This is a genomic window from Sorangium sp. So ce302 (genome assembly GCF_051530145.1).
GTDB classification, from domain to species: Bacteria; Myxococcota_A; Polyangia; order Polyangiales; family Polyangiaceae; genus Sorangium; species Sorangium cellulosum_B.
In genome coordinates, this window is sequence record NZ_CP150326.1 from 416,713 (window position 1) to 441,250 (window position 24,538).

Sequence of the window (24,538 nt, forward strand, 5' to 3'; positions counted from 1 at the left end):
CTTCGGATACGGGCCCACCTCGGCGTTTTCGGTGCTCAGCGTACAAGAGTACGCTTCCGCGCCGAAAACGCCGATCTGGGCCCGTCTCCTGTGCGGGTGAGCCCCGCTCTGCGCCCCGCTCTGGGGCGGAGATTCCGTGCTTCCGCTGGTCCTGCTGATTTCGCTGATTTCGTGCGCGGGTGAGCCCCGCTCTGGGGTGGCGGGGCGCGTCAGGGATCGGTGAGCTGCTTCAGGTCGACGCTGACGCCGAGGTGGTGGAGCGCGTCCTCGGGGCGGGTGAAAATGCCCATCGGTTTTTCATAGCCCTTCGAAAGCCGGACGAGCTGGAGCACACCGGTCGCGCTCTTCAGGAGGACCGCGGTCTTCTTGAAACCTTGCGTCAGCTTCGTGTGACAGTGCGCGAACGCATTCTCGAATCCGTCGTCGTTGCGCAGCGGTGCGTCGCGGGCGTCGACGAGCAGGAGCGTGCGCCGCCTGGCGATCGCCTCGAGCGACCGATCAATGCGCTCGAAGCTCAGCTCGATCGCCGCGATGCTCGGATAGTTCAGCGAATATCGCTTGATGAACACGAGCTGCTGAGCGGGGTCGTGATGGACGACCGTGTACGGGTCCCGCTCGATCTCGCGCAATCCGAGGAAGGCCACGACGGAAGGGTATGCCTGTTCGCCCAGGGCGTCGACCCCGGCGACGCCGCGCGGCATGGCGGCCCGCGGCGGCTCACCGGTCACTCGCAATCCGCCCCGCACCGCGCCTCTTCGCATGCGAAGACCGCCCCGGCAGCCTGCACGCCGTCCGCGTGCATCGCCGAGCACACCTCCAGGCAGCCATCTCCGTCCGCACGGCACGCATCCACGCACGCGAGCATTGCCCTGCACGACGGCTCGGCGACACACGCGTTCATCTCGGCTGCGCACCCTGTCAACCGGCAGGACGCGCAAGGGGACAGCGCGTCTCGCGATGGGCATTGCGCGCTGCACCGCTCGGACGCGCAGCCGCCCTCGAGGAAGATGCCCGAGATGCCCGCCCGGTGCGCCGTCAGGCACGCCTGCTCGCAAGCCACGTCCTCCGCGGCGCAGCCGAGGAGGCAGTTGCCCAGCGCGGCGCACTCCGCGCTCCGCTGGCACGCGCAATAGCTCTCCTGGCAGCGCAGGGCGAGGCAGGTCGTGCACGGATCGCCGAGCGACGCGCAGTCGTAGACCGCCTCTCCCCCCGCGCCGCCGCCGGCCGCCGTGGAGCTCGCCACGCCGGCGCCGGCGCCACCGGAGCCGCCGGCGCCGCCCGCGCCCCCGCCGGCGCCGCCCATGCCGGCGCCGCCGGAGCCGCCCATGCCGGCGCCGCCGGAGCCGCCCGTGCCCCCGCCGGAGCCGCCCGTGCCGGCGCTGCCAGCGCCGCCCGCCCCGGGGCTGCCGTCCGTCGAGCTGCAGGCCGCGGCCAGGAGCGCCGCTGCGGCGCACGTCTTCCAGGAAGAGAAGGCCATGGTCGACGCTACCGCGAAGGCCGCCGGCGGCTCAAGGTGAGGTGAGGAGGGAGCGCGCACCGATGCTACGGTGCCTCGCCGAGGAACCTCGCCATGATCGCTATCGTCAATCCAGAGCTGGATCGCTACGTTCACGACCACTCCGAGCCGCCGCCCGCGCTCCTCGATGAGCTGCGCGAGTTCACCCTGGCCCACGAGCCGAGGGCGGTCATGCAGGTCGGGCGGGTCGAAGGCTCCCTGCTCAGGATGCTGGTCGCGCTCATGCAGGCGCGCCGGGTGCTCGAGATCGGGACGTTCACCGGCTACTCGGCGCTCAGCATGGCCGAGGCGCTCCCGCCGGACGGCGAGCTCATCACGTGCGATCGCGACCCCGAGGTGGCCCGCATCGCCCGATCGTTCTTCGACCGCAGCGAGCACGGCGGGAAGATCCGGATCGCGCTCGGCGACGCGCTCGCCACCCTCCGCGCCATGCCGGCGAGCCCTGCCTTCGATCTCGTGTTCATCGACGCCGACAAGGAGCGGTATCCGGCCTACTACGAGGAGGTCCTCCCGCGCTGCCGCCGCGGCGGGCTGATCGTCGCCGACAACACCCTCTGGAGCGGCGAGGTCCTCGCCCCCGAGAGCGCGGACGGCCGCGCCATCGCCGCCTTCAACGATCTCGTCTTCCGCGATCCCCGGGTCGAGAAGGTCATGCTCACCGTGCGCGACGGGGTGACGCTCGCGCGCAAGCGCTGAAGGTCGGGCGCGGCGGGCGTGCGGCAGCGCGCCGCGAGCGCCGGTGGCGCGTCCGAAATCCTGGCCGGATCCCGGGCGCGCGGCGCTAGAGTCGGGCCAGCATGCTGCTCGCCATCGACGTCGGGAACACCAACATCAGCTTCGGGGTGCTGGAGGGCGAGGTGCTCCAGCACCACCTCCGCTGCGAGAGCGCGCGCTCCCGCACCTCGGACGAGTACGCCGTGCTCGTCCGGCAGATGCTCGACCTCCGCCGCGTCGACCTCGCCCGCATCGACAGCGCGATCGTCGCGAGCGTCGTGCCGACGCTGACCGACACGATGGTGGGGCTCGTCGAGCGGGCGTTCGGGATCGAGCCGCTCGTCGTGGGGCCTGGCATCAAGACCGGCATGGCCATCCTCTACGAGAACCCGCGCGAGGTCGGCGCCGACCGGATCGTCAACGCGGTCGCGGCGCACGAGTGGGTGCGGCGGCAGCCCGAACCCGCGCCCCGCGCCGCGCCGGCGCGAGCGCACGCGGCCGAGCCCGACCGGGGGGATCACGCCGCCGCCGGCGTCATCGTCGTCGATTTCGGCACGGCGACGACGTTCGACTGCGTGACCCCGAAGGGAGAGTACCTGGGCGGCGTCATCGCGCCGGGCATCCAGATCAGCGCCGAGGCGCTCTTCTCCCGCGCCGCGCGGCTGTCCCGCGTCGAGATCGCGCTCCCGCCCCGGGTCGTCGGCCGCAACCCCGTCCACTCGATGCAGTCGGGCATCGTGTACGGCTACGCGGGGCTCGTCGACGGGCTCGTGGGCCGCCTCCGGCGGGAGCTCGGCTACCCGTGCCGGGTCATCGCCACGGGCGGCCTGGCGCGGCTCATCGCGCCGCAGACCGAGACCATCGAGGGGGTCGACGACGACCTGACGCTCACCGGGCTGCGCCTCATCTACGAGCGGAACGCCGAGCGCAACAGCGGGCCCGCCACCCTGCCGCCCGCGGCGCGCGGAGGCGGCCAGGATTGACGTCGCCCGCGTCCGTCCGCGCCCCGCGCCGAGCGAGCGCGCCCTCCCTCCCGGCGCCGCCGGCGTCTGGCCGGGGCCTCCGCCGCGCGCTCGTCCTCGCCGCGGCGCCCGCCGCGCTCGTGCTCTCGCTCCTCCTCGCCGTCCTCCTCGGCGCCGAGCCCGTCTCGATCGCGCGCGCCGTCGCCGAGCCCGGCCTCGACCGGACCCTCCTCATCGACGTGCGCCTGCCGCGCGTGCTCCTCGCGGCCATCTCCGGCGCCGGCCTCGCGGCCGTGGGCGCCGCGTTCCAGGCGCTGCTCAGGAACCCGCTGGCCGAGCCGTACGTGCTGGGCGTCTCCGGCGGCTCCGCGCTCGGCGCCGCGGTCGCGATCGCGCTCGGCATCGGCGCGACGACCGTCCTCGGCGCCACGCTCCTGCCCGCGGCGGCGCTCGCCGGCGGCCTCGTCGCGACGGTGCTCGTCTACGCCATCGCGCGCGGCGCGGCCGAGGGCACCTCCGGCGCCTCGATGCTCCTCGCCGGCGTCATCGTGAACTCCATCGCGGCGGGCCTCATCTCCTTCCTCAAGACGCTCGTCTCCCCGTCGCGCGCCCAGCAGCTGCTCCGGTGGCTCATCGGCTTCGTCGAGCTGCCCACGACCTCGGCCCTCCTCGGCGTCGCCGCCTACGTCGCCGCCGGCTGCGCCGTGCTCCTCGCCGACGCCGCGCGGCTGAACCTCCTCTCGCTCGGCGACGAGTCGGCAGGGACCCTGGGCGTCGACGTCCGCGCCGTCGAGCGCCGGGTCTTCCTCGCGTCCTCGTGCATCGTCGGCGCCATCGTCAGCCGCACCGGCCTCATCGGCTTCGTCGGGCTGATCGTCCCGCACGCGGTCCGCCGGCTCTGCGGCGCGGATCACCGGCGGCTCCTGCCGCTGTCGCTCGTGGCCGGCGCGGTCTTGCTCACCACGTGCGACCTCGTCGCGCGGCTCCTGTTCCGGTGGCTCGGCACGGAGCCGCCCGTGGGCGCGGTGACCGCGGTGCTCGGCGGGCCGATGTTCCTCGTGCTGCTGCGGCGCTCGCCGCGCCTGTGAGGGCGCGGGCGCGTCAGGTCATGCCGAGGAGCTTGTTCATGCTGGCCTCGTCCGCCGGCGTGAACGGGTAGCGATCGAACTCGGCGCTCGTGACCCACCGGAACGCGTTCACGGCCAGCGACGCGAGCTCACCGCTCTTGATGTGGCACTCGTAGAGGTACAGGTCGACGACGTAGCGCTCGTAGGGGTGGCTCACGAACGAGATCAGCTGGCCCACCTCGATCTCGACGTCGAGCCGGTGGCGGACCTCGCGCTTCAGCGCGGCCGCGTCCGTCTCGGTCTCCTCCACGCGTCCCCCGGGGAACTCCCAGAGCATCGGGAGCACGGCGGTCGGCCGGCGCTGGGTGATCAGGTACCGGCCGTCCTGTTCAATCACGGCGGCGACCACGCGGATGGTGCGGACCATTTCCATGGCGAGTGCCTCAGGGCTGCTGAGCGTACGATGGGGCGTCGGGTTGTGCGAGCGGGACGGTCGCGTCCTCGGGGCGCCGCTGGCGCGCGCTCAGACGTTGATGCGGAACAGTTGCTGACCCATGAGCAGGATGTCGCCGCCCGTGATCTCGGTCTCGCCGAGGACGCGGAGGAAGGTGCCGTTCGAGCTGCCGAGGTCCGTGAGGAACAGCCGGCCGCCCTGGAGCGAGATCTGGCAGTGGAGCCCGGAGACGTAGCCGTCCTCGGGGAAGAGGATGTCGCCGCGCTCGCGCCCGAGGTGCAGGCCGGTGTCGGGGACCGGGAACGCGTTGCCGGTCGCGTCCCTGCCGATGATGAGGGCGAGCCGCGCGACGTAGCCCTTCGAGGGGCTGCCGAGGCGCTCGACGCCGTCGGGGGTCGTGGGCGCCGGGGAGAGCGGCTCGACGCGGACGATCTCCTGGCCGATGCGGAAGACGTCGCCGTTGTCGAGCTGCACCGGCGTGTCCCTGCGCAGCCTGCGGTAGACGCCGTTCAGCGAGCCCTCGTCCTTGACGAAGAGCCGCCCGCCCTTGATCGAGAACGTCGCGTGGCGCGGCGAGAGGTAGCTGTCGCTGCCGAAGATCGTGCCCGAGTCGCGCCCGATCAGCGTGGGGTTCGTGGGCAGCGTGTACGAGCCGGCCTCGGTGCCGTCGGCCCGGAGCGCCGTCAGCACGACGTTCGCGGCGCCCGACGTGGAGATGACCGGCGTGGAGGGCTGCGCGGCCTGGCCCGCCGGCTTGACGAGCTTGAAGCCGCACAGCGCGCAGAACTTGTTCGACGGCGGGTTGGGCTCCTGGCACTGGGGACAGACGACCGTCCCTGCGCCGGCCGCCGCCGGCGTCGCGGGCGCGGCCGCTGCGGCCTTCTTGCTGGCGCCGGTGTCCTCCCCGCGGGCCGGGGCGATGAACGCCGCGGGATCGACGAGCGCGGGCGGCGGGGGCGCGACCGCCGGGCCCTTCTGGGCGCCCGTGCCGATGGCGGTCGGCTCATCGCCGTAATCCTTCGCCCGCGTCGCTGCCGGCACGCCGTGGGGCGGGGTGCCTGCCGCGAACTTCTTGGGCGAAACGTCGCGAGGTAGCTCGGCGCCGCAGCCGAGGCAGAACTTGTAATGGTCCTGATTTTCCTTGGAGCACTTCGGGCAGGTGATCACCACGCCTCCTCACAACGAGCGACCGGACTGGGTCCCAGGGCGAACGGCGGCGGGAGCATATTCGCCGCGGCGGCCCTCTGTCGACTGTCTGTCGCTCCTCCGCCCCTCGAGCGGGGGGTCGCGCGCCGCCGCCCGCCCGTTCGCTGGGGCGATTCCGCCCGGCAAATCGCGGCTCGCCGGGCGCGGGCGGCCGCGTTTTTCCGGGCGCGGGCGGCCGCGTTTTGTCGAGCGCGAGCGGCCGCGGTTTTCCTGGCGCGAGCGGCCCGGCTTGCCGGGCTCGTCGGGCGCCGGCGGCGTGGCTCACTTGGACGGGCTGCGGCGTGGCTCACTTGGAGAGGAGCGCGAGCGCATCACGCACGAGGTCGCCGAGCGGGGCGCTGTCGACGCGCGCGCCGAGGGCGGTGACGGCGCGCTCCGCCTCGGCCGGGCGGTAGCCCATGCGGGTGAGCGCGCTGTGCAGGAGGTCCTGCTTGGCGCCTGTGTCCGCGGGCGGGGGGGGCGCGGGGGAGAGCGGGGCCGCGGGGAGGTGGACGAGCTTGTCCTTCAGCTCGAGGACGAGGCGCTCGGCGGTCTTCTTGCCGACGCCGGGGATGGCGGTGAGGCGCGCGGTCTCTCGGCGGGTGATCACCGCGGCGAGCTCCCCCGCGCCGAGCGCGCTGAGGATGGCCATCGCGATCTTCGGGCCGATGCTGGAGATGCCGATGAGCACGCGGAAGGCCGCCCGGTCCTCGCGCGTCGCGAAGCCGTACAGGAGGAGCGCGTCCTCGCGCACGTGGGTGTGCACGAACAGGGTGATCGCGTCCGAGCCGGCCTTCGCGTTCGCGGCGATGCCGCGCGCGCGCCCCACGGCCCCGAGCGGGACGGTCACCTCGTAGCCGACCCCGCTGACGTCGAGGACGACCGTGCCCTCGTCGCCTTCTTCCACGACGTGGCCGGAGAGCCGGCCGATCAATTGACCTTGGCCCCTTGCTGGATCCACCTGCGGATGGCGTCGCGCTCCGCCGAGGGCAGGAGGTCGCCGCCAAAGGGCATCGGGGCCCCGCAGCCGTCGGGGGCGCACTCGAGGTCCCCGCAGCTCAGGGTGTCGTCGAGCTTGTGCATGAGGAAGCTGTTCGCGGGGTCGCCGGCCGTGATGCGCGGCATCCCGGAGGGCGCCCTCGACGCGGCGCCGACGTTCTGGGCCGCGATCGCGTCGATCTGCGCCTGCGTGGCCTGCTCGCTCAGCGTCGGGCCGAGGTACGCGAACCCGGCCGAGCCGGCCTCGGCGCCGTGGCACGTCGAGCTGAACGAGCACGACCGCTGGAAGATGGGGAGGACCTCGCCCGCGAAGCTCACCTCGGGCGCGGTGCCGTCGAACTTGCTGTAGTCGAAGCACTCCGTCGCCGCGGGCCCGTCGTCACCGCAGCCGGCGCCGGCGCAAGCCGTCGCGACAAGGAAAATCAGGAAGAATTTCCGCACGTTCACCCCTCGCACCCAGATCTCGGGCTGGGACCCTAGCAGAACTGCGCGCGCTCCGTAACGCGTGACGTCGCGCCGCCCACCTCGGGTCGCGTGCGGTTGTTCCGGCGCGGCGCGCGCGGCGCGTTGCCCCGTCGGGGGGCGCGGCGTCCTGTCGCGGGGCGCGGAGATCGCCGCGCGTTTGGCCGGCCGGCGCGGCGGCGGGTAGGCTGGGCGTCCCATGAGGATTGGCCTGGGCATCGGCGCGATGGCGCTCGCGCTCGCCGCGCTCAACGTCGGTTGCGGCGGAGGGCGGGACGCTGTCGAACGACAGCTCTCCGAGCTGCGCGCGGAGCTCGTCAGGGTGCGCGCGGAGAACGCGGTGCTCGCGGATCGTGTGGGCTCGCTCGAGCGCTCGCAGGGCGGCGCCCGCAGCGCGGCGCGCCCTGACGGGGCCGGGGCGCGCGCCGTGCTCCCGGAGGAGCCGGACAGGCCTGACCTCGAGGTGGTGCGGCTCGCGCCGGAGGACGACGGCGCGCGGCCGCCGGTGCTCCGCTCGACCGCGAACGGCGCCGTGATCGAAGAGCCCCCGGGCGGGTCGTCGCCGCCGAGCCCGCCCCCCTCCACCCTGTCGAGGCGCAAGCGATGAAGTTCCCCGCGAAGGCAACGCTGGTCCTGGTCTTTCTGCCGATCGTCGCCGCGCCGCCGCTGGCGCGCGCTCAGGACCAGCAGGGCGGCGAAGAGGGCGCCGGCCAGGCGCCGGGCGTCACCGTGGTCCAGCTCCCGAGGGCCGAGCCGACCGTCGAGACGCAGGTCGTGGTGCCGGGTTATCCGCAGCCGGGGTTCGATCCGAACGCCCACCTGCCCTCGAGCTCGCGGGGCACGACGGACACGTCCCGCCCGTCGGACGGCTTCGATCTGGGCCGCCGGAGCGAGGGCCCCGCCTCGGTGAAGGGCGGCGCGAACGGCAGCTACGTCGTCGAGGGGCAGTTCGTGCCCGAGTCGCACTCGGTGCGGCGCGGCGACACGCTCTGGGACATCTCGGGCAGGTACTACACGAACCCCTACGCGTGGCCGCAGGTCTGGGCGCTGAACCCGCAGCTCCAGAACCCGCACTGGATCTACCCGGGCGACCGGATCCGGCTCCGCGACCCGAGCGAGGGCCCGACCCGCGGCAGCATCGGGTTCGGCGCGAACCAGCTGGGGCGAGGGGGGCGCGTGCCGTCGAAGACGATCTTCCTGCGCGAGCTCGGCTGGGTCGACGACGTGAAGAAGGACACGTGGGGGGAGCTCGTCGCGAGCCCCGACGACCAGATGCTCCTCAGCGAGGGCGACGACGTCTACCTCCGCCTCTCGGACGATCACGAGGTCGCGATCGGCCAGGAGCTGACGATCTTCCGCGAGATCAAGAAGGTGAAGAGCGGGGACGTGAAGGGCGAGCTCGTGACGGTGCGTGGCACGGCGCGCGTGGATCGTTACAACCCGAAGACGCACATGGTGCGCGCGCGGCTCATCGAGTCGCTCGACGTGGTCGAGCGCACGGACAGGGTCGGCGCGGTGTTGCGGCGCCTCGACGTGGTGCCGCCGGTGGGCGCCGAGGCGGATCTCGAGGCGAAGATCATCGCGGCCGTCTACCCCTACCAGCTCGTCGGGCAGCACCAGGTGGTGTTCATCGACAAGGGCGAGAAGGACGGCGTGAAGCCGGGGCAGCGCTTCTTCGCGGTCCGGCGGGGCGACCGCTGGCTGCAGCAGATCGGGGGCGCGGGCAGGCTGGCCACGGTCCGGCCGCGGGTGCAGGACGAGCGTCCGGCGCAGGTCGACGAGCCGAAGTTCGGCGTCGACGAGGAGCTGCTGCCGGACGAGACCTACGCCGAGCTGCGGGTCGTGCATGTGCGCGAGCGCACGGCTGCGGCGCTCGTGACCCACGCGATGTACGAGGTCGAGCGGGACGCGGTGCTGATCTCGCGCAAGGGCCTCTGATGATCGACCGCCTGCGGCGTTTCACGGCCGGGGTGTGCGGGGCGAAGCCCACGGGCCCGCGTCCGATTGCGTGAGCGAGCCAACGTGCGCGAAGGCAGCGGCCCCAGCCGTCGGCGCGCCGCCGCTCGGAGGGGCGGAGGGGGCGGAGGGGGCGGAGAGGGAAGGGACAGAGCGCTGCCGCCGCGCTGACCGCGCAATGTCTCCACGAGGGGGGCGCCGGCGCGGTATGATGTTCGGCCTGGCATGCGTCGCCTTCCCGAAGTCCAGTCCGAGCTGAGGGGCGTGGATGGCGATCCTCCCACGCAGCGCTCGTTCGACAGCGTGACGGATCGCTGCACGCCGAGGAGCGGATCGCTGGCCGAGGTGCTCGGCGAGGGGGTGGTGCGGGGGCCCCGTTCGAGCGCGGCGCCGCCGAGCCTCAACAGCACCCCGCCGGAGGCGCGCGGCCACGCGCTGCGGGAGCGCGGCAACCTGCTCCTCCGGCGGAACGACCACGCGGGCGCCGCGCGCGACTACGACGAGGCGCTCGCGCTGTTCCGGGCGACGGGCGACGTGCTCGGGCAGGCCCAGGTGCTCATGGATCGGGGCGCGCTGCGCCTGCGGGAGGGCGTCTCCGTGCAGGCGGTGCGCGACTACGACGAGGCGCTCGCGCTGTTCCAGGCCGCGGGCGATCGCGCGGCGGAGGGCGACGCGCTGAGGGCGCGGGGCTTCGCGCGCGCCGAGGAGGGCGATCTCGGCGGCGCGGTGTGCGACTACGATCTCGCGATCCAGCTCTTCCTGCAGCTCGGCGATCGCGAGCCGCTCAAGCCCCGGGCCGGGTCGCGCGGGGCGGCCGCCGACGCCGACGCCCCGGGCCCCTCGGAGCCGCCGCGCGCCCGCCCTCACGGCGCCGCGCACGGGCGGGCGCTCAAGGCGCGCGGCGATCTGCGGGTCCGGCTCCGCAACCTGCCGGGAGCGGCGCGCGACTACAGCACAGCGCTCGCGCTGTTCCAGGACACGGGGGATCGGAGCGGGCAGGCCAGCGTGCTGAAGGCGCGGGGCGACATGCGGTTCGGCCAGGACAACGTGACGGGCGCCGCGCGCGACTACGACTGGGCGCTCACGCTCTACCAGGCGACCGAGGACCACCTCGGGCAGGCCGGCGTGTTCAAGGCGCGCGGCGATCTCCGGGTGCGGCAGGGGGATCTGGCGGGCGCCGAGAAGGACTACGACCAGGGGCTCGAGCTGTTCACGGCGACGCGCGACGCCCTGGGCCAGGCCGCGGTCCTGAAGGCGCGGGGCGATCTGCGCTCCGTGCAGGAGGACCTCGTGGACGCTGTCCGCGACTACGACCGGGCGCTCGCGCTGTTCCGCACGGGCTTCGAGCGCCGCGGGCAGGCCGCGACGCTCAAGGTGCGGGGCGATCTCCGCCGCAAGCAGTTCGAGCTGGTGGCCGAGCTCGTGGGCGTCGCGGCGGCCGACGCGTCGGACCTGGAGGAGGCGCTCTCGGACTACGAGCAGGCGCTCGCCCTGTTCGAGGTGCTCGAGGACGGCGCGGGTCAGGCCGGCGTGCTGCGGGCGCGGGGCGATCTGGCGCGCATCCAGGGGGATCTCGCCGGGGCGCTGTCGCTCTACCTCGGCGCGAAGCGGCTCCTGGACGTGTCGGGCAACGCCGCGGAGCTCTCGGCGACCCTCGCCGAGATCGCCCGGACGCACGCGCTCGCGGGCCGCGCGGCCGAGGCGCGCGCCGCGGCGGAGCAGGCGCTCGCGCGGGCCGATCGCGCGACGAGCGCCGAGTGCCGCGAGCTCGCGGAGGCGGTCCTCGCCGGCCGCGTCGTGGCCCGGGACGAGGCGTTCGCGAAGCGCGACTCCAGGGCGCCGAACGGCCTGAAGCGGTTCGACTGAGAGAGGCCCTGAGCCGCGCCGGGGCGCGGAGGGCGCCCGGGCGAGCCTCCGCGCGCCTGGGCCGCCGCGGGCGGCGCGGCGCGCACCGAGGACCCGCGCGCCGCTCCCGGCGAGCGGAGACAGACGTTGATGGCGCTGATGGCGAGTCGACCCGATCGACGGACAACCATCCTGACTCCGACCGATGCTGCCGAGAGCCGGGATGACCCGATAAAGGGTATCTCCTCCCGAGAGCTCCGGAGTGCGTCGTCTACGTGTACGGCACAAATCCAGGCGCACCACGGCGCGGGTGGTAATGCCCGCTTCCGTACATGTCGGCATGGCATCGCGCCGCGGTGTGATGATCCGCCGTCACGACAGATGGGCGACACCACGGCATCGCGAGCACGTTGCAGCGCTGTTTCCTGGTTGGCCGCCGCGCGCGCTTCGGGATAGAAAAGAATGTCTTAAGGAGTCATCTACATGAAGAGAGGCTTGAAAGCAGTGCTCGCCCTGTCCGCTGCGCTCGCTCTGCTAGGCATCGGTGCGCCCGCGGACGCGACGACGGCCGTCCTGCTCTCGCGGGAGGAGCTCGTGCGCCAGTCGGCGACGATCGCGCGCGTGAGCGTCGGTCGATCGTACACGACGGAATCCGACGACGGAAAATCGATCGTGACCCGCACCGAGCTCACGATCACCCAGCCGCTCAAGGGCGGCGCGGCAGACAAGGGGGGCTCGAAGATGATTGTGCTGGAGCAGATGGGCGGGACCTACAACGGCAAGACACAGCGGCTGCTCGGCGACGCCAAGCTCTCGCCTGGCGAGGACGCCGTGGTCTTCCTGCGCTCGGGCGACAAGGGGCGGTGGCACCTCACGGCGCTGGCGCTGTCGGCCTATCACGTGGACAAGAAGGGCATGGCGCGGCGCATCCTCGATGGGCTGCACCTCGTCCGGCGGACCGGCGCCGCGCTCGTGCCCGTCGAGGTGCCCGTCGAGGAGGTCGAGCCCATCGAGAGCCTCATGACGGACGTCGTGCGCATCGCGGGAGGGAAGTGAGGTGAGGCGCCGCGTCGCCCTCGCCGCCCTGCTCGGCGCCGCCTCGTCCCTCGCCGTGGCCCGTGAGGCCGCCGCGTGGACGCCGCTCGATGACGTGGTCCCCCGCTGGGACAAGCTGCCCGTCGCCTACTACATCAACCGCTCGACGATCCCGGGCGAGATCTCCGCCTTCGCCGTCGACCGTGTCGAGTCCGGGTTCGAGACGTGGTCGAACGCGGGGTGTACGGCGTGGCAGGTCGACTTCCTCGGCGACACCACCGATCGTTACACCTACAACGACGGCAAGAACGTGTTTCAGTGGATCAGCTCCTCCTGGCCGAACATGCTCGGCGACGTCAACTCGGTCATCGGCGTCACGATGCCGGTCTGGAGCTTCGACGGCGCGATCGTGGACGCCGACATGGTCTTCAACGACGTCGGGTTTTGCTGGAACGACACCGGCAACAACGGCTGTGTCGACACGCAGTCGATCGCCACGCACGAAGAGGGGCATTTCCTGGGCCTCGGCCACTCCGGCGAGCGGAGCGCGACGATGACCCCTTACTATGTCGTGGGCTCGTCGATGCGCACCATCGAGCAAGACGACATCGATGGCGTGTGCGCGCTGTATCCCATCGGCGGGACCACGGTCGCGAGCGCCACGAGCGCTGCCAGCGGCGGCGGCGGCAGCTGCGATAGCTGCTCGAACGATTCGCTCGCGGGCACCTGCAAGGCGCCCTATGACGCGTGCGGTGCGTCGATCGCGTGCAGGGGATTCATCGGTTGTGTCAACGAGTGCCAGGACGACGCGTGCGTCGAGCGATGCATGAATGACGATGCCGAGGGGGCCGGCATGTATATCCGCATCCTCGAGTGCATCTGCGGGGAATGCTCGACCGAGTGCTCGACCGAGTGCGCTGGCTTCGACGGCGGCGGCAGCGGCGCCGGCGGCGCCGGCGGCAGCGGGGGCAATGGCGGAGCGGACGGCAGCAGCGTGTCGACCTCCTCCTCCTCGGCCGGCGGCGGATCGACCGTGGGCGCGACCGTGAGCTCTTCGGTCGCCTCGAGCGGCGGGGTGGGCGGCGCGGGCGGCGCCGAGCCGGACGACACGCCGAAGAGCGGCGATGAGGAGTCTGGCGGCGATGCCGGGTGCTCCTGCTCGACGACCAGCCGATCGGCCGATCTCGGTGGCGTCATGCTCCTCGGCGTGCTCGGCGCGCTGGCGTCGCGACGGCGCCGGCGCTGAGCGCTCGATCGCGGGGCTTCAGGGGGAGCGCCGGCCCCCGCGGCGGCGCGGATCGAGTCTGGGCCTGCCGCGCTCTTCCGGGCCAGAGAGCACCTGAGAGGACACCTGGTGGAGGCGATGACGGCGGCGGCCCGGTCACGAAGACCGTGAACCTCTCCTGCTCGATCACCTATCCCAGCATCTTCAACCCGAACGCCGCGATCAAGAACACGTCGCTCTTTGGCGTTCCGGACTCGGCGAAGATCACCTTCACCGTCACGCACTACTACGGCGATCCGGGGCCCTACACCCGCTCGGTCACCGGGCCGCTCGCCAAGGGCCAGACCAAGCTCGTCCCCCTCACGCACCCCGGCGCGCTCGACGCTTACGGCTGCACCGCCAAGGCCACCTGGACCCTCCTCGACTGAACCCGCGGCGGCAGACCAGCAGCCCTGTTGCAGCGCCAGGGCGTCACCGCGCACGGAGCCCCGATGTCCCGAGGCGCGCGTCCACGCGCGCCTTCGCGGCGCTCGCCCTGGCTCCCGATCTCCACGAGGGCAGCGCTCGAAACGAGGGCAGCACGCGACGTCTTACCTGTTCCTACCTCTCCCACCTCGCTCTCAATTCTTGTTTTGCCAATTGACACAATAGAAAATCGGGCTACCCTGAGTCTCGTGACAGCGCCAGGCCGCCCGCGCGGCAGACCGAGGAAGGATCCGCAGCAGCTCGCGACATGGGTTCCGCCCGAAGGCTGGTCACGCCTTGTCGCGTGGATCTCGCCGGAGGAGCGGATGGCGCTGAAGCGCGTCGCGCTCGAGGCGAGCACCTCCGTCGCGGAGCTGGTGCGCGCCCTGGCGAGCGGGCTCGCTGGGGGTGTCATCACCCCTGACGAGCTGCTCGGCCAGGTACGAAAGGGCATTCAGGTCATGGAGAAGATTCCGACGATTTTCGATCGCGGCGACGACTTCAAGGTGCTCCCGAAGCCGCGGGAGGGGTGCGAGTGGGTCTTTGCGGGCGAGGGCCGTCCCACCGAGAAGCTCGACGGCACGAACGTGCGGTTGACCATTCGCTCGGGCCACGTGGTCCGGGTCGAGAAGCGCAGGAACCCGAGCAAGCTCCAGAAGCAGCAGGGAATCATCGACGGCTGGTACGTCGACGCCGACGAGCACGGTCCGGAAGACAAGTGGATCTTCGAGGCGGTTCGCGGGACGGAGTTTCTGGGCTGGCCGGACGGTGAGCACTCGGCCGAGGCGCTCGGACCGAGCATTCAGGGCAACCCGCTCGGGCTCGCCAGGCACATGGTCGTGCCGTTCAACCTCGAGATTCCCGTCTACGATGACGTCCCGAGGACCTATGACGGCCTCCACGGCCTGTTCCAGCACCTGGAGAGCCGCTTCGCCCCCGGCCACCTCGCCGAGGGGATCGTGTTCCACCACCCCGACGGCCGGCGCGCCAAGATCAAGCGCAAGGACTTCCCCGGAGGGGCCGGCAAGTCGCGGTGAGGCGCCGGCCGATCGGGGCGCCCCTCCGCCGGGATCGAGGCAGCTCGCGATTCGCGCCCGTACCGTGGGCGCTCAGCGCCGCCGCCTGCCGCGCGCTGGCTTGCTGCTGCCTCCGCCGCGCGGCGCTGGCCTCTCTCCACCGGGGCGCTGGGCCGGCTTCTCTCCACCGGGACGCTGGGCCGGCTTCTCCGGCGGCGCCTCCGTCGTCCGGACGACGAGCAGCGCCTGCCCACGCTCGAAGGTCGGCGTCACGCTCACGTAGCCGTTCTCCCGCGCGAAGCCCGCCGTGTCGCCGCGGTGCTCATCCATGTACCGGCTGAACCGCGTCCAGAGATCGCGCGCCTCCTCGTCGGCGAGGGGCGCGCCGTCGATGGAGGCGGCGAGGTTCGAACGATCGCTCACGTGGATCCCGTGGCCGGAATGATGCGCCGTGAAGTGCGGCGTTTCCAGGGGTTATTGGCGGGTCGACCCCGCACGTCTCGCCGCCTTGCCGCGCCATCCGCCCCCGGGCAGGCTTCGCCCATGGGCCAGCCCGCCGAGAAGCAGCGCCGCGCGACGTACGCCGACCTCGAAGCTGTCCCACCGAACAAGGTGGCGGAGCTCGTCCGCGGCACCCTGCATGTGTTCCCCCGGCCGGCGCCGAAGCACGCGTGGACGTCCTCGGGCCTGGGAGCCGAGCTCATCGGCCCCTTCCAGCGTGGACGCGGCGGCCCGGGTGGCTGGATCATCCTGGACGAGCCGGAGCTGCACTTCCCCGAGCCGGACGCGCCGGGGGAGATCGACGCGCTCGTGCCCGACCTTGCCGGCTGGCGCCGCGAGCGCATGCCCGAGCTGCCCGAGACGGCCTATTTCGCGCTCGCCCCGGACTGGATCTGCGAGGTGCTGAGCCCTTCGACCGAGGAGCTCGACCGCGACGAGAAGATGCCCATCTACGCGCGCGAGGGGGTGCGGCACGCGTGGCTGGTCGACCCCATCCAGCGGACGCTGGAGGTCTTCTCGCTCATCTCGGGTCGGGGCTGGGGGCCCGCCGTCGTCCACCACGACTCCGCTCGCGTCCGCGTTGAGCCCTTCGAGGCCATCGAGCTCGAGCTCTCGGTCCTCTGGGCGAGGTGACACGCCACCGCGCTGACACGGCTGCTCCGGCCGGGGCGCCGGTGTTCCCCCAGCTTCTCCGCCGCGCCCTGCCCCGAGCGCAGCCCCCGCGTCACTGGATCCCGTACTCCTTGAGGCGCCGGTAGAACGTCCGGCGCGGCAGGCCCACGACCTGCGCCGCCTTCACCCGGTTCCAGTTACAGCTCGAGAGCGCGACAAGGATTCGCTCCCGCTCGCTCGCCTTGTGCGCGTCCAGCGACGTCTCGACGTGGTGTGGGTCGCTCGACGGCGGAGCCCGGCCCGCGCTCGCGGGCGCCCCGCCGCCAGCGGGCGCTCGCGGCGGGGGCGTGGCGCCGCTGTCGAGCGAGCCCCGCAGCGACCGAGGCGCCGCGTCGGGGAGCTCGAAGTCCTCGCTCTCCAGCTCGGGGCGATCCGACAGGACCCACGCGTTGAGCAGCACGTTCTCGAGCTGCCGCACGTTCCCGGGCCAGGTGTACGCCGACAGCCGCTTCAGCGCGGCGCGGGACACGCTGCGGCGATCGCGGCCGTAGCGCGCGGCGAAGATCCCGAGGAAGTAGTCGATGAGCAGCGGGATGTCCTCGATCCGCTGGCGCAGCGACGGAACCCGCACCTCGACGACGTGCAGCCGATAGTAGAGATCCTCGCGGAACGTGCCCCTCGAGACCATGTCGGCGAGATCCCGGTGCGTCGCCGCGATGACCCGCGCGTCGACCGGCTCCTCGCGCGCGCCGCCGACCGGACGGACGACCTTCTCCTGCAGCACACGCAAGAGCCCCGCCTGCATCTTCTGCGGCATCTCCCCGATCTCGTCGAGCAGGATGGTGCCGCCGGTCACCTCCCGGAAGAGCCCCTTCCGGTCGCGATCGGCGCCCGTGAACGCGCCGCGGACGTGCCCGAAGAGCTCGCTCTCCAGCAGGTGCTCCGGGATCGCGCCGCAGTTGATGCCGACGAACGGCTTCTTCGCCCGCGGGCTCGCGTTGTGGATCGTCCGCGCGACGACCTCCTTGCCCGTCCCGCTCTCGCCCGTGATCAGGATCGGGATGTCCGTGTCCTTCACCCGGTCGATGAGCGCGTAGACGCGGCGCATCGCCTCGCTCGTGCCGACCAGGCCCTCGTAGCCGAAATGGCCGCGGATCACCGCGCGCGCCGAGCGCAGATCCCGCCGCGTCGCGGCCAGCTGCGCGGTGCGGTGGCCGAGGAGCTCCTCCAGCTTGGCGCGCGCCGCGCGCAGCTCCTCGTTCGCGCGCTCCAGCTCGCGGGCGCGGCGCTCGTTCTCGCTCACGAGGCGCGCCGTCTCGATCGCGATCGCGACCTGATCGGCCAGCGCCGTCAGCGTCGGGAGCTCCACCTCGAACTTCGCCGCCGCGCTCAGCCGGGTCTCCAGGTACAGCGCGCCGATCACCTGCCCGCTCCGCTGCCGGATCGGGACGCACGCGACCGACTGCAGCATGAGCTGGTGCACGGAGACGTAATCGCTCATGCGCGCGTCGTCCCGCGCGCTCGCGGTCACGACCGGCTCGCCCGTGGAGATCACCCGCTCGGCGATCGAGCTGGAGAAGCGCGCGTGCGGGTCGTCCCCCGCCTGGTCGCGCGAGGCGTGGATCGAGAGATCGACCGCGCCTTCGCCCCCGACCTGCTGCAGCTCGTCGCGCGGCGGTCGCTGCAGGATGATGAACCCGCGCTCCGCCTGGAGGAGCGCGATCGCATGATCGGTCACCTTCGCCAGCAGGCGCGTGAGATCGTGCTCGCCGGCGATCTCGCGGTTGATCTCGAGGACCCGCGCCAGCCGGTCCTCGCCCTGGGGGGCCGCAGCGCCTGCCTGAGCCGCCGCGCTCTGCTGGGTGAACGGCACCGTGCGGCTGCTCATCAGCTCGAGCATCGCGGCCGCCCGGATCTCCTTGCGCCGCGCGTCGTTCCAGAACACCTCCCGGAGGTCGCGCGGCAGCTTCGAGGCGATCTCCTCCAGCGTGATCAGCGCCTCTTCGCGGTCGTGGCGCGCCCGGATGAGGTGCCCCCGCTCCGTCTCGAGCTGCGCCCGCGCCTCCAGCGCGCGCCAGATCCAGTCGCGCTGGCCCGCGGCGCGCGCCGCGTCGAGCGCCTCGTCGTACGCCGCCCGGGCCCGCCACTCGTCGCGCGCGAGCGCCGCGACGCGGCCGCGCGCGAGCGCGAGCAGGGCGCGGTGGGCGCCGGTCGTCCCCAGGCGCTCCGACGCCACGTCGATCTCCTCGCCGAGGGCGCGCGGATCCGCGCCGGCGCGCGCCACCGCGAAGAGCACGCGCTCGAGCCGCGCCTCGACCCCGTCGATGCGCCGGCCCATCGCCTCGTACGCCTCGGCGCACTCGAGGCAGAGCCGCTCGGCCTGCTCGAGATCGCCCGAGCGCGCGGCGTGCTCCGCCTCGAGCGCGAGCAGCTGCGCCTGCTGCTGCGGCGCGAGATCCGCGCGCTGGGCGGCGAGCGCGTCGAGCGACACCCGGGCCCGCGCGAGCCGCCCGAGGTAGAGGTCGAGGTTCGCGAGGTTGAGGAGCGCCTGGCGGATCGTCGCCACGCGGCCGGAGCGCCGGCCCAGGTCGACGGCGGCCTCGAGGTGGCGGATGGCCGCGCCGAGGTCGCCCTGGAGCTTCGTGAGCGCGGCGAGGTTCAGGCGGGTCGTCGCGAGCGTGCCCGCGTCGCCGGCCTGCTCCGCGGCCGTGAGCGCCTCCTCGTAGACCGCCTTCGCCTCGCTGAGGTGGTCGTCCCGCTGGAGCGCGAAGGCGAGCGACACGAGCGCGACCGACAGGATCCGCGGCTCTCCCGTGAGCCGCGCGAGCCGGACCGCGTGCTCCAGCGTGCGCTTCGCGTCCTCGTGCCGCGAGGCGAAGCTCTGCGCGAGCCCGCGCGTCGCCACCGCCTCGGAGACGATCGCCTCGGGCGAGGCGCCGAACGCGGCGGCCGTCGCGAGCTCGGGGCGCGACGCGGCGGTCAGCTCCGCCTCGATCTTGAGCGGGCCCACCCGCTCCACGGCCTCGCCCGCGCGGCGCTCCGCCTCGCCGTAGTCGCCGGCGCGCACGAGCGCGCGGGCCATCTGCAGCGACCAGAACGCCGCCAGGGCGTGATCGCGCGAGGCCTCGACCTGGTCCTTCACGCGCCCGAGCTCGGCGAGCGCCCTCGCCGTGTCGCCGCGGTTCATGGCGAGGCGCGCGCGCGCGATCGTCAAGGTGGGCACCGCGGCGGCCGAGCCGTCGCCCTCGTGCCGCCCGAGCGCCTCCGCGGCCGCGTCGAAGTGGCCCCGGTCGAGCAGCCGGTGGATCTCCGCCGGCGGCAGCGCCGCCCCCTCGGCGCCCGCGCCGCCCGGCCCGGACGCCACCGCGCTCGTCGGGGGCGCGTCGAGCAGCCGATCGACGTCCTCGGTCGACGCGACGGGCGCGCGCGCGATGCACGCGACGATCTCGCGGATGCGCCCGGGCCACCGCCCCGCGCGGGAGACGACGTGCGCCGCCACCGCGTCGCTCAGCGACGGGATGGTGCGCTGCACGAGCTCGCGGGCGACCTGCTCGTCGAGCGGCGCCATCTCGAAGCGCTCGAACCCGCGGCCCAGGCGCGCGGGTGAAGGCGCGTCGTCAGCGGGCGCGCCGCGCGGCGCGCCTGGCCCCCGGTTCGCGCCGCTCTCCGATGGATCCCCGAGCACGAGCACGAGCTTGCCGCCGGCCTTCCGCACCTCGTCGAGCCGCTCGATCGCCGCGTCGCCGAGCCGATCGGCGTCGTCGACGAGCGCCGTCACCCGGCCGAGATCGTGCTCCGACAGCTCGATCGAGAGCGCCTCGCGCTGGTCTGCCACGCGGGCCGCCTCGACCCACGCGACGGCGTACCCGCCGACCTCGAGCGACCACGCGATGCGCCGGAGCAGCGCGCTCCGCCCGGAAGCGCGCGGGCCTTCGATCGAGAGCCCGCCGCCCGCGGGCAGCGCCATGATCTGCGCGAGCAGCCGCGTGGAGGGCGCGTCCAGCCCGACGATGGGCCAGACCACGGCGCCCGCGTCCGCGTCGGGCCGCGCGCCCGCCTCGCCCGACCTCGCGGCCTCCTCTCCCGGCCCGGAGGGGAGCCGCGCCGCGCGCCGGAGCGCGTTCGCGAGCTCGTCGGCGCTCGGGTAGCGCGCGTTCGGGTCCTTGGCGGTCGCCCGGTCGACGACCCCCTGGAGCGCCTCGACGACCTTCGGATCGCGCTCGCCCCCGCTGTCGCGGAGGGCCTCGGCGAGCGTCGCGCCGAGCGCGAACACCTCGGCGCGGACGGTGAGCGGGTCGCCCTTGAAGAGCTCCGGCGCGGCGTAGCGGGGCGTGAGGCCCACGGGCCGCGAGCCGTCGTCCCGGAACGGCGCGGCGAGGCCGAGGTCGACGAGCGTGGCGCGGCCGCCCTCGCCGACGATGATGTTCGCGGGCTTCACGTCGCCGTGCAGCAGGAGCGCGCGGTGCAGGCGCGTCAGCTGATCGGCCGCGTCGGCGATGGCCGCGAGGTTCCTGGCCAGGTCGCCCTTGCGCGCGAGCAGATCGGCGAGGCTCGTCCCCTCGACGAGCTCGCGCACCATGAAGGGCCGCCCTGACGCGGGCAGCCGGCCGAAGCGCAGCACGCGCGGCACGCCGAGGCCCTCGACGCCCGACAGCGCCGCCGCCTCGCGGACGAGCGCGAGCACCTCCGGCTCGTCCGCCTCCTCGCCGAGCGTCTTCAGCGCGGCCGTCTTGCCGGTGAGGCGGTCGCGCACCGCCCACACCTCGCCACCACCGCCCTTTCCGAGGGCCCCGATCGGCTCATAACGCGGCGGAAACAGCGGACGCGACGTCACCTCATCCCTCGATCAGAGGCCATACCCCGCGGACAGCCCGAAGAACAACCCTGTGATGGAGAAGCCGGCGTCGAGCCGCGTCTGAAGCTGCTTGATCGGCTTGTACCGGAAGCTGAGCTGCGGGAACGAGATCCACGGGAACACCGACGGCTTGGAGCCTCCGTTGATCCAGCTCGGCTCGTCGTAGTCGCCGAAATGCTCGTTGGAGCCGTCGCAGAAGCCGCCGGTCGGGCCGGCGCACTTGCTCCACGAGCCCACGTCGTCGGGGTCGAGGCGCGACGGGTTGTTCGGGTACGCCTGCGCGCGGTAGAGGTTGCCGAAGACGACGCCGAGCCCGACGCCGCCGCCGATCAGCAGGGAGAAGCGGCCCTTCTCCTTGTCGAGCGGGATCTCGTAGAGGAGATCGGTCGTGAAGTAGACGAGCTTCATGGTGCTCGACACCATCTCCCAGGCGTCGTTGCCGTCGTTCTTCCCCTTGAAGAGGAAGGGATCCATCGAGTAGTCCGCGTAGGAGATCGCCAGATCGATCTCGAGCCCGTCCCTGCGCGTCGAGAGCTCCGGGCCGAAGGTGAACACGTTCACGCTCGACCCGCCGTCCGCGAAGAGGTTGATCATCGCCTTCGGCACAATGAGGTTCCGGAACCGGAGCCCGGCGAACCGATAGGTCTTGCCCTCCCTCTCGAACGGGGCGTTCTCATCCGCCGCCTCGGGCGGCGCTTCCTGCGGCTTGTCCTTCTCGCCAGGCGCCTTGTCGTCCTGCGCCTTCTCGTCCGTGGCCTGCTTCTCGGCAGCAGGGGAGTCGTCCAGGTTGCCTTCGGCGTCGTCCTTGGGCTGCGCGCCGGCGCTCGATGAGAAGCACACGGCGCCGAGCAATGCGGCGAGCGCGGCGGCCCTTGCGTGCACCCCGACCGCGAGCTGCCGACCCATCTTCACGTGGTACATTGTAGGTCACCTAGCGATGCGTAAGTTCAGGGCCGGGCTCCGCGCCCACGGAACGGGCGCGCCGAGGCCAGCATCGGGTTCTCCGCGCGCCCCGGTGGACCGGGCACCAGCGAGGGGGAGGGTACACGAGACGCAGCGCCGTGTGACGCCTGCGGACCGCCCACGGCGGAGCTTTTTCCACGACCGCTCGCCGGAGCGCGCCTGCTCGTGATCGCCGTCGGTGGCCGTGCGATCTTGGCGCGGCAGGGCCCCACGGCGACGGCATTGCTGGCGGACCAAACGAGGTTGCACACAGCAAAATAATCCGCAATAGACGGAAAGGATGATCCTGCATCAGGCCCAGGTCGAGCAGACGATCGACCGCGACGAGCGGGACAGGTTCATCAAGGAGCTCGTGGTGGTGCGGGTCCGCAGCACCGCGCACGAGTCCCCGCCGGCGAGCCGTGGGATCGAGGGGGCGCGCGCGCCGGGGGTGGAGGACGCGGAGCCGGTGGAGCGGGACGTGCCGCTGGCGATGATCCGCAAGCGGAGCGCGCGGCTCCGGAGCACGGTGGCGAGCGTGCTGCTGGTCCACGGGTACGGCCAGAACCGGTACATCTGGCACCTGCCGTCGCGGAGCTTCTCGAACTACCTGGCCCGCGCGGGCTTCGACGTCTTCAACCTGGACCTGCGGGGGCACGGTCGCTCGCGGCACCTCGGGGCGCGGCGGCCGGCCCACGTGACCGATTTCGTCCGCGAGGACGTGCCGGCGGCGATCGAGGAGATCCGGCGCATCTCGGGTCCGCGGCCTGTGTACCTGATCGGCCACTCGCTCGGGGGGCTCGTCGGCTACGCGACGGCGCCGACGATGGGGGACGCGGTCGGCGGGATCGTCACGCTCGGGAGCCCGTACCTGTTCACGCACGGGTCGCGGTCGCTCGCGCTGCTCGGCCGGCTGATGCTGACGGTCGACCGGCGCGTCCCCCTCGGGCAGGGGGCGCTCCCGCTGTCGGCGTGGGGCGAGCCGTTCCGGTTCGTGCGGGCGTTCGTCGAGAGCCCGATCTTTCCGCTGCCGATCCGGGGGTTCGTGCCCGGCTCGATGGAGACGCGGGTGCTCACGCAGCACATGTCGCTGGCGATGGACAGCGGCAGCATCACGGTGCTCCGGAACATGTTCCTGGACGCGGCGGCGTCGCGGAAGAGCGGCCACCACATGGGGAGCCTCTTCGGCTACGCCGAGCGCTTCGAGCAGCTCGACCTGCCGCTCCTGGTCATCGCGGGCACGCACGACGACCTCGCGCCGCCGGCGTCGGTGAAGCCTGCGTACGATTTCAGCCGCTCCTCGGACAGGACGTACCGCGAGTTCCCGCGCGGCCACCTCGACATCGTCGTCGGCCGGGACGCGCCGCTCACGGTGTGGCCGCTCATCGAGGCCTGGCTGAAGACGCGCATCCGGCGGGCGGCGGCGAGGGAGCGCGAGCAGCTGAGCGCGTAGGACGCCACGCGAGGGCGCCGGCGCGACTGCTATCGTAGGCGGATGACCATCGAGCTGCGGCAGCTGGCCCCCGAGCAGCACGGCGAGTTCGTCCATCCCATCCTCACCGCCTTCGGCGCGCTCGTGAACCCCGAGCGCCTGGAGGCGACGAAGCGGCTCCGGGAGCTCACGTATGGCCTCGGCGCGTACGACGGCGAGTCGCTCGTCGGGGCGGCCGGCACGTTCTCGCTCACGATGACCACGCCGGGCGGCGACGTCCCGGTCGCCGGGCTCACGATGGTCGGGGTCATGCCGACGCACCGCCGCCGCGGCATCCTCACGCGCCTCGTCCGGCGGCACATCGACGAGGCGCGGGCCGCGGGGCAGCCGATCTCCTCTCTCTGGGCCACGGAGGGCTCCATCTACGGCCGCTTCGGCTACGGCCTCGCGTCGCAGGCGTGCTCCATCTCGATCGAGCGCGATCGCAGCGCGTTCCGTGGGGAGGCGAGCGCGGAGGGCCGGGCGCGGCTGCTCGGGGAAGCCGAGGCGCTCGAGGCGTTCCCGCCGGTCTGGGAGCGCGCCCGCCCGCTCGTCCCCGGGATGCTGGCGCGCTCGGAGCCGTGGTGGCAGGGCCGGCGGCTCTGCGACAACGACTTCATCCGCCAGGGGGGCGGCCCGCTCCAGCGCGTCGTGATCGAGGTCGACGGGCGCGCCGAGGCCTACGCGCTGTACTGCGTGCACCACCGGTGGGACGCGTCCACGATCCCGATCGGCTCCGTCCGCGTCATCGAGGCGATCGGCGCCTCGCCGCTCGGGACGAGGCTCGTCTGGCGGTACCTCTTCGACATCGACCTGGCGCATCGGATCGAGGCGAGCCTCCTGCCGCCCGATCATCCCCTCGGCATGCTCCTCGTCGAGCCGCGGCGGCTGCGCCTCACGGCGAGCGACGGGCTGTGGGTGCGCATCGTGGACGTCGAGGCCGCGCTCGCGGCGCGCGCCTACGGCAGCGGCGAGGCGCTCACGCTCGAGATCATCGACCGCGATTGCCCCTGGAACGCGGGCCGGTTCCAGCTCGACGGGGGCGAGCGGCGCGCGACGCGGACCACGGCGGCGCCGGACCTCCGCCTCGACGTCACGGCGCTCGGCTCGGCGTACCTCGGCGGCGTCTCGTTCCGTTGCATGGCCGACGCGGGCCAGGTCGAGGCGCTCTCCGGAGGCGCCATCGAGCGCGCGGACAGCCTGTTCCGCGCCGCGCGCGCCCCGTGGTGCCCCGAGATCTTCTGAAGGCCAGGCCC

General features: G+C 72.9%; 22 protein-coding genes. 13 read left to right on the top strand and 9 right to left on the bottom strand.

Features of this window, described 5'->3' with window-relative positions; all coding sequences use genetic code 11:
* Positions 1-209: 209 nt before the first annotated feature.
* Together WME73_RS01605 and WME73_RS01610 are read right to left on the bottom strand one after the other, a co-directional pair.
* Positions 210-812, bottom strand: a complete 603-nt coding sequence (locus WME73_RS01605) for a hypothetical protein (protein WP_437743810.1) — start codon at positions 810-812, stop codon at positions 210-212.
* Positions 725-1,477 (bottom strand): hypothetical protein, encoded by a 753-nt coding sequence (locus tag WME73_RS01610; protein WP_437914548.1) that lies wholly within the window; start codon positions 1,475-1,477, stop codon positions 725-727. Before WME73_RS01610 ends, WME73_RS01605 begins: the two co-directional genes overlap by 88 nt.
* 93 nt (positions 1,478-1,570) lie before the next feature.
* Between WME73_RS01610 and WME73_RS01615 the strand changes: the two genes are divergently transcribed.
* The 3 genes from WME73_RS01615 (at position 1,571) to WME73_RS01625 (ending at position 4,280) form a co-directional block, all read left to right on the top strand.
* The gene (locus tag WME73_RS01615; RefSeq protein ID WP_437743812.1) at positions 1,571-2,212 is read left to right on the top strand and encodes an O-methyltransferase; all 642 of its coding nucleotides are present in this window, start codon (positions 1,571-1,573) and stop codon (positions 2,210-2,212) included.
* A 101-nt stretch (positions 2,213-2,313) separates the two neighbouring features.
* Positions 2,314-3,213, top strand: coding sequence for a type III pantothenate kinase (locus tag WME73_RS01620; protein ID WP_437743813.1), 900 nt, complete (start codon positions 2,314-2,316; stop codon positions 3,211-3,213).
* A complete protein-coding gene (locus WME73_RS01625) occupies positions 3,210-4,280 on the top strand; it encodes a FecCD family ABC transporter permease (protein ID WP_437914549.1) in 1,071 nt (356 codons plus the stop codon). Before WME73_RS01620 ends, WME73_RS01625 begins: the two co-directional genes overlap by 4 nt.
* 13 nt (positions 4,281-4,293) lie before the next feature.
* Here the strand turns inward: WME73_RS01625 and WME73_RS01630 are convergent, their stop codons facing one another.
* The 4 genes from WME73_RS01630 to WME73_RS01645 form a co-directional block, all read right to left on the bottom strand.
* Positions 4,294-4,692 carry a (deoxy)nucleoside triphosphate pyrophosphohydrolase gene (locus tag WME73_RS01630; protein WP_012232930.1) on the bottom strand — a complete coding sequence of 133 codons (399 nt, stop codon included), beginning with the start codon at positions 4,690-4,692 and terminating at the stop codon, positions 4,294-4,296.
* Positions 4,693-4,782: 90 nt separating this feature from the next.
* The gene (locus WME73_RS01635; RefSeq protein WP_437914550.1) at positions 4,783-5,880 is read right to left on the bottom strand and encodes an FHA domain-containing protein; all 1,098 of its coding nucleotides are present in this window, start codon (positions 5,878-5,880) and stop codon (positions 4,783-4,785) included.
* A gap of 325 nt (positions 5,881-6,205) precedes the next feature.
* Complete coding sequence (gene ruvA, locus WME73_RS01640) at positions 6,206-6,859, bottom strand: Holliday junction branch migration protein RuvA (protein ID WP_437914551.1); 654 nt, start codon at positions 6,857-6,859, stop codon at positions 6,206-6,208.
* Positions 6,829-7,338: a hypothetical protein gene (locus WME73_RS01645; protein ID WP_437914552.1), complete on the bottom strand. Its 510-nt coding sequence runs from the start codon at positions 7,336-7,338 to the stop codon at positions 6,829-6,831. The genes ruvA and WME73_RS01645 overlap by 31 nt, the downstream gene beginning before the upstream one ends.
* A 220-nt stretch (positions 7,339-7,558) precedes the next feature.
* Here WME73_RS01645 and WME73_RS01650 point away from each other — a divergent pair, with 220 nt between their 5' ends.
* The 7 genes from WME73_RS01650 (at position 7,559) to WME73_RS01680 (ending at position 14,922) form a co-directional block, all read left to right on the top strand.
* Positions 7,559-7,966, top strand: a complete 408-nt coding sequence (locus tag WME73_RS01650; RefSeq protein ID WP_437914553.1) for a hypothetical protein — start codon at positions 7,559-7,561, stop codon at positions 7,964-7,966.
* The gene (locus WME73_RS01655) at positions 7,963-9,297 is read left to right on the top strand and encodes a LysM peptidoglycan-binding domain-containing protein (RefSeq protein WP_437743819.1); all 1,335 of its coding nucleotides are present in this window, start codon (positions 7,963-7,965) and stop codon (positions 9,295-9,297) included. The genes WME73_RS01650 and WME73_RS01655 overlap by 4 nt, the downstream gene beginning before the upstream one ends.
* Before the next feature lie 243 nt (positions 9,298-9,540).
* Positions 9,541-11,181, top strand: a complete 1,641-nt coding sequence (locus WME73_RS01660; RefSeq protein WP_437914554.1) for a tetratricopeptide repeat protein — start codon at positions 9,541-9,543, stop codon at positions 11,179-11,181.
* 462 nt (positions 11,182-11,643) lie between these two features.
* Positions 11,644-12,216: a hypothetical protein gene (locus tag WME73_RS01665; RefSeq protein ID WP_437743821.1), complete on the top strand. Its 573-nt coding sequence runs from the start codon at positions 11,644-11,646 to the stop codon at positions 12,214-12,216.
* Between the two features lies 1 nt (position 12,217).
* Positions 12,218-13,441 carry a matrixin family metalloprotease gene (locus WME73_RS01670; protein ID WP_437743822.1) on the top strand — a complete coding sequence of 408 codons (1,224 nt, stop codon included), beginning with the start codon at positions 12,218-12,220 and terminating at the stop codon, positions 13,439-13,441.
* Between the two features lie 146 nt (positions 13,442-13,587).
* Entirely contained in the window at positions 13,588-13,848 is a 261-nt protein-coding gene (locus tag WME73_RS01675) for a hypothetical protein (RefSeq protein ID WP_437743823.1), read from the top strand.
* A 363-nt stretch (positions 13,849-14,211) separates the two neighbouring features.
* Complete coding sequence (locus WME73_RS01680; protein ID WP_437743824.1) at positions 14,212-14,922, top strand: hypothetical protein; 711 nt, start codon at positions 14,212-14,214, stop codon at positions 14,920-14,922.
* A gap of 72 nt (positions 14,923-14,994) precedes the next feature.
* On the opposite strand, the gene WME73_RS01685 is transcribed toward WME73_RS01680, so the two are convergent.
* Positions 14,995-15,324: a hypothetical protein gene (locus WME73_RS01685; RefSeq protein WP_437743825.1), complete on the bottom strand. Its 330-nt coding sequence runs from the start codon at positions 15,322-15,324 to the stop codon at positions 14,995-14,997.
* Positions 15,325-15,444: 120 nt separating this feature from the next.
* On the opposite strand from WME73_RS01685, the gene WME73_RS01690 reads away from it, so the two are divergent.
* The gene (locus tag WME73_RS01690; protein ID WP_437743826.1) at positions 15,445-16,035 is read left to right on the top strand and encodes a Uma2 family endonuclease; all 591 of its coding nucleotides are present in this window, start codon (positions 15,445-15,447) and stop codon (positions 16,033-16,035) included.
* Positions 16,036-16,126: 91 nt separating this feature from the next.
* Here WME73_RS01690 and WME73_RS01695 read toward each other — a convergent pair whose 3' ends face one another.
* Positions 16,127-20,848 carry a sigma 54-interacting transcriptional regulator gene (locus WME73_RS01695; RefSeq protein WP_437914555.1) on the bottom strand — a complete coding sequence of 1,574 codons (4,722 nt, stop codon included), beginning with the start codon at positions 20,846-20,848 and terminating at the stop codon, positions 16,127-16,129.
* 12 nt (positions 20,849-20,860) lie between these two features.
* A complete protein-coding gene (locus WME73_RS01700) occupies positions 20,861-21,790 on the bottom strand; it encodes a hypothetical protein (RefSeq protein WP_437743828.1) in 930 nt (309 codons plus the stop codon).
* Between the two features lie 322 nt (positions 21,791-22,112).
* On the opposite strand from WME73_RS01700, the gene WME73_RS01705 reads away from it, so the two are divergent.
* A complete protein-coding gene (locus WME73_RS01705) occupies positions 22,113-23,264 on the top strand; it encodes an alpha/beta fold hydrolase (protein WP_437743829.1) in 1,152 nt (383 codons plus the stop codon).
* Between the two features lie 42 nt (positions 23,265-23,306).
* Positions 23,307-24,527 (top strand): GNAT family N-acetyltransferase, encoded by a 1,221-nt coding sequence (locus WME73_RS01710; protein ID WP_437914556.1) that lies wholly within the window; start codon positions 23,307-23,309, stop codon positions 24,525-24,527.
* The last annotated feature ends 11 nt before the right edge of the window (positions 24,528-24,538 follow it).

What these genes read in the sequence shown, in the direction of transcription:
- WME73_RS01610 (WP_437914548.1), bottom strand. Translation starts at nt 1,477, where the DNA reads ATGGCCTTCTCTTCCTGGAAGACGTGCGCCGCAGCGGCGCTCCTGGCC.
- WME73_RS01615 (WP_437743812.1), top strand. Translation starts at nt 1,571, where the DNA reads ATGATCGCTATCGTCAATCCAGAGCTGGATCGCTACGTTCACGACCAC.
- WME73_RS01620 (WP_437743813.1), top strand. Translation starts at nt 2,314, where the DNA reads ATGCTGCTCGCCATCGACGTCGGGAACACCAACATCAGCTTCGGGGTG.
- WME73_RS01630 (WP_012232930.1), bottom strand. Translation starts at nt 4,692, where the DNA reads ATGGAAATGGTCCGCACCATCCGCGTGGTCGCCGCCGTGATTGAACAG.
- WME73_RS01650 (WP_437914553.1), top strand. Translation starts at nt 7,559, where the DNA reads ATGAGGATTGGCCTGGGCATCGGCGCGATGGCGCTCGCGCTCGCCGCG.
- WME73_RS01655 (WP_437743819.1), top strand. Translation starts at nt 7,963, where the DNA reads ATGAAGTTCCCCGCGAAGGCAACGCTGGTCCTGGTCTTTCTGCCGATC.
- WME73_RS01660 (WP_437914554.1), top strand. Translation starts at nt 9,541, where the DNA reads ATGCGTCGCCTTCCCGAAGTCCAGTCCGAGCTGAGGGGCGTGGATGGC.
- WME73_RS01665 (WP_437743821.1), top strand. Translation starts at nt 11,644, where the DNA reads ATGAAGAGAGGCTTGAAAGCAGTGCTCGCCCTGTCCGCTGCGCTCGCT.
- WME73_RS01680 (WP_437743824.1), top strand. Translation starts at nt 14,212, where the DNA reads ATGGCGCTGAAGCGCGTCGCGCTCGAGGCGAGCACCTCCGTCGCGGAG.
- WME73_RS01690 (WP_437743826.1), top strand. Translation starts at nt 15,445, where the DNA reads ATGGGCCAGCCCGCCGAGAAGCAGCGCCGCGCGACGTACGCCGACCTC.
- WME73_RS01700 (WP_437743828.1), bottom strand. Translation starts at nt 21,790, where the DNA reads ATGTACCACGTGAAGATGGGTCGGCAGCTCGCGGTCGGGGTGCACGCA.
- WME73_RS01705 (WP_437743829.1), top strand. Translation starts at nt 22,113, where the DNA reads ATGATCCTGCATCAGGCCCAGGTCGAGCAGACGATCGACCGCGACGAG.
- WME73_RS01710 (WP_437914556.1), top strand. Translation starts at nt 23,307, where the DNA reads ATGACCATCGAGCTGCGGCAGCTGGCCCCCGAGCAGCACGGCGAGTTC.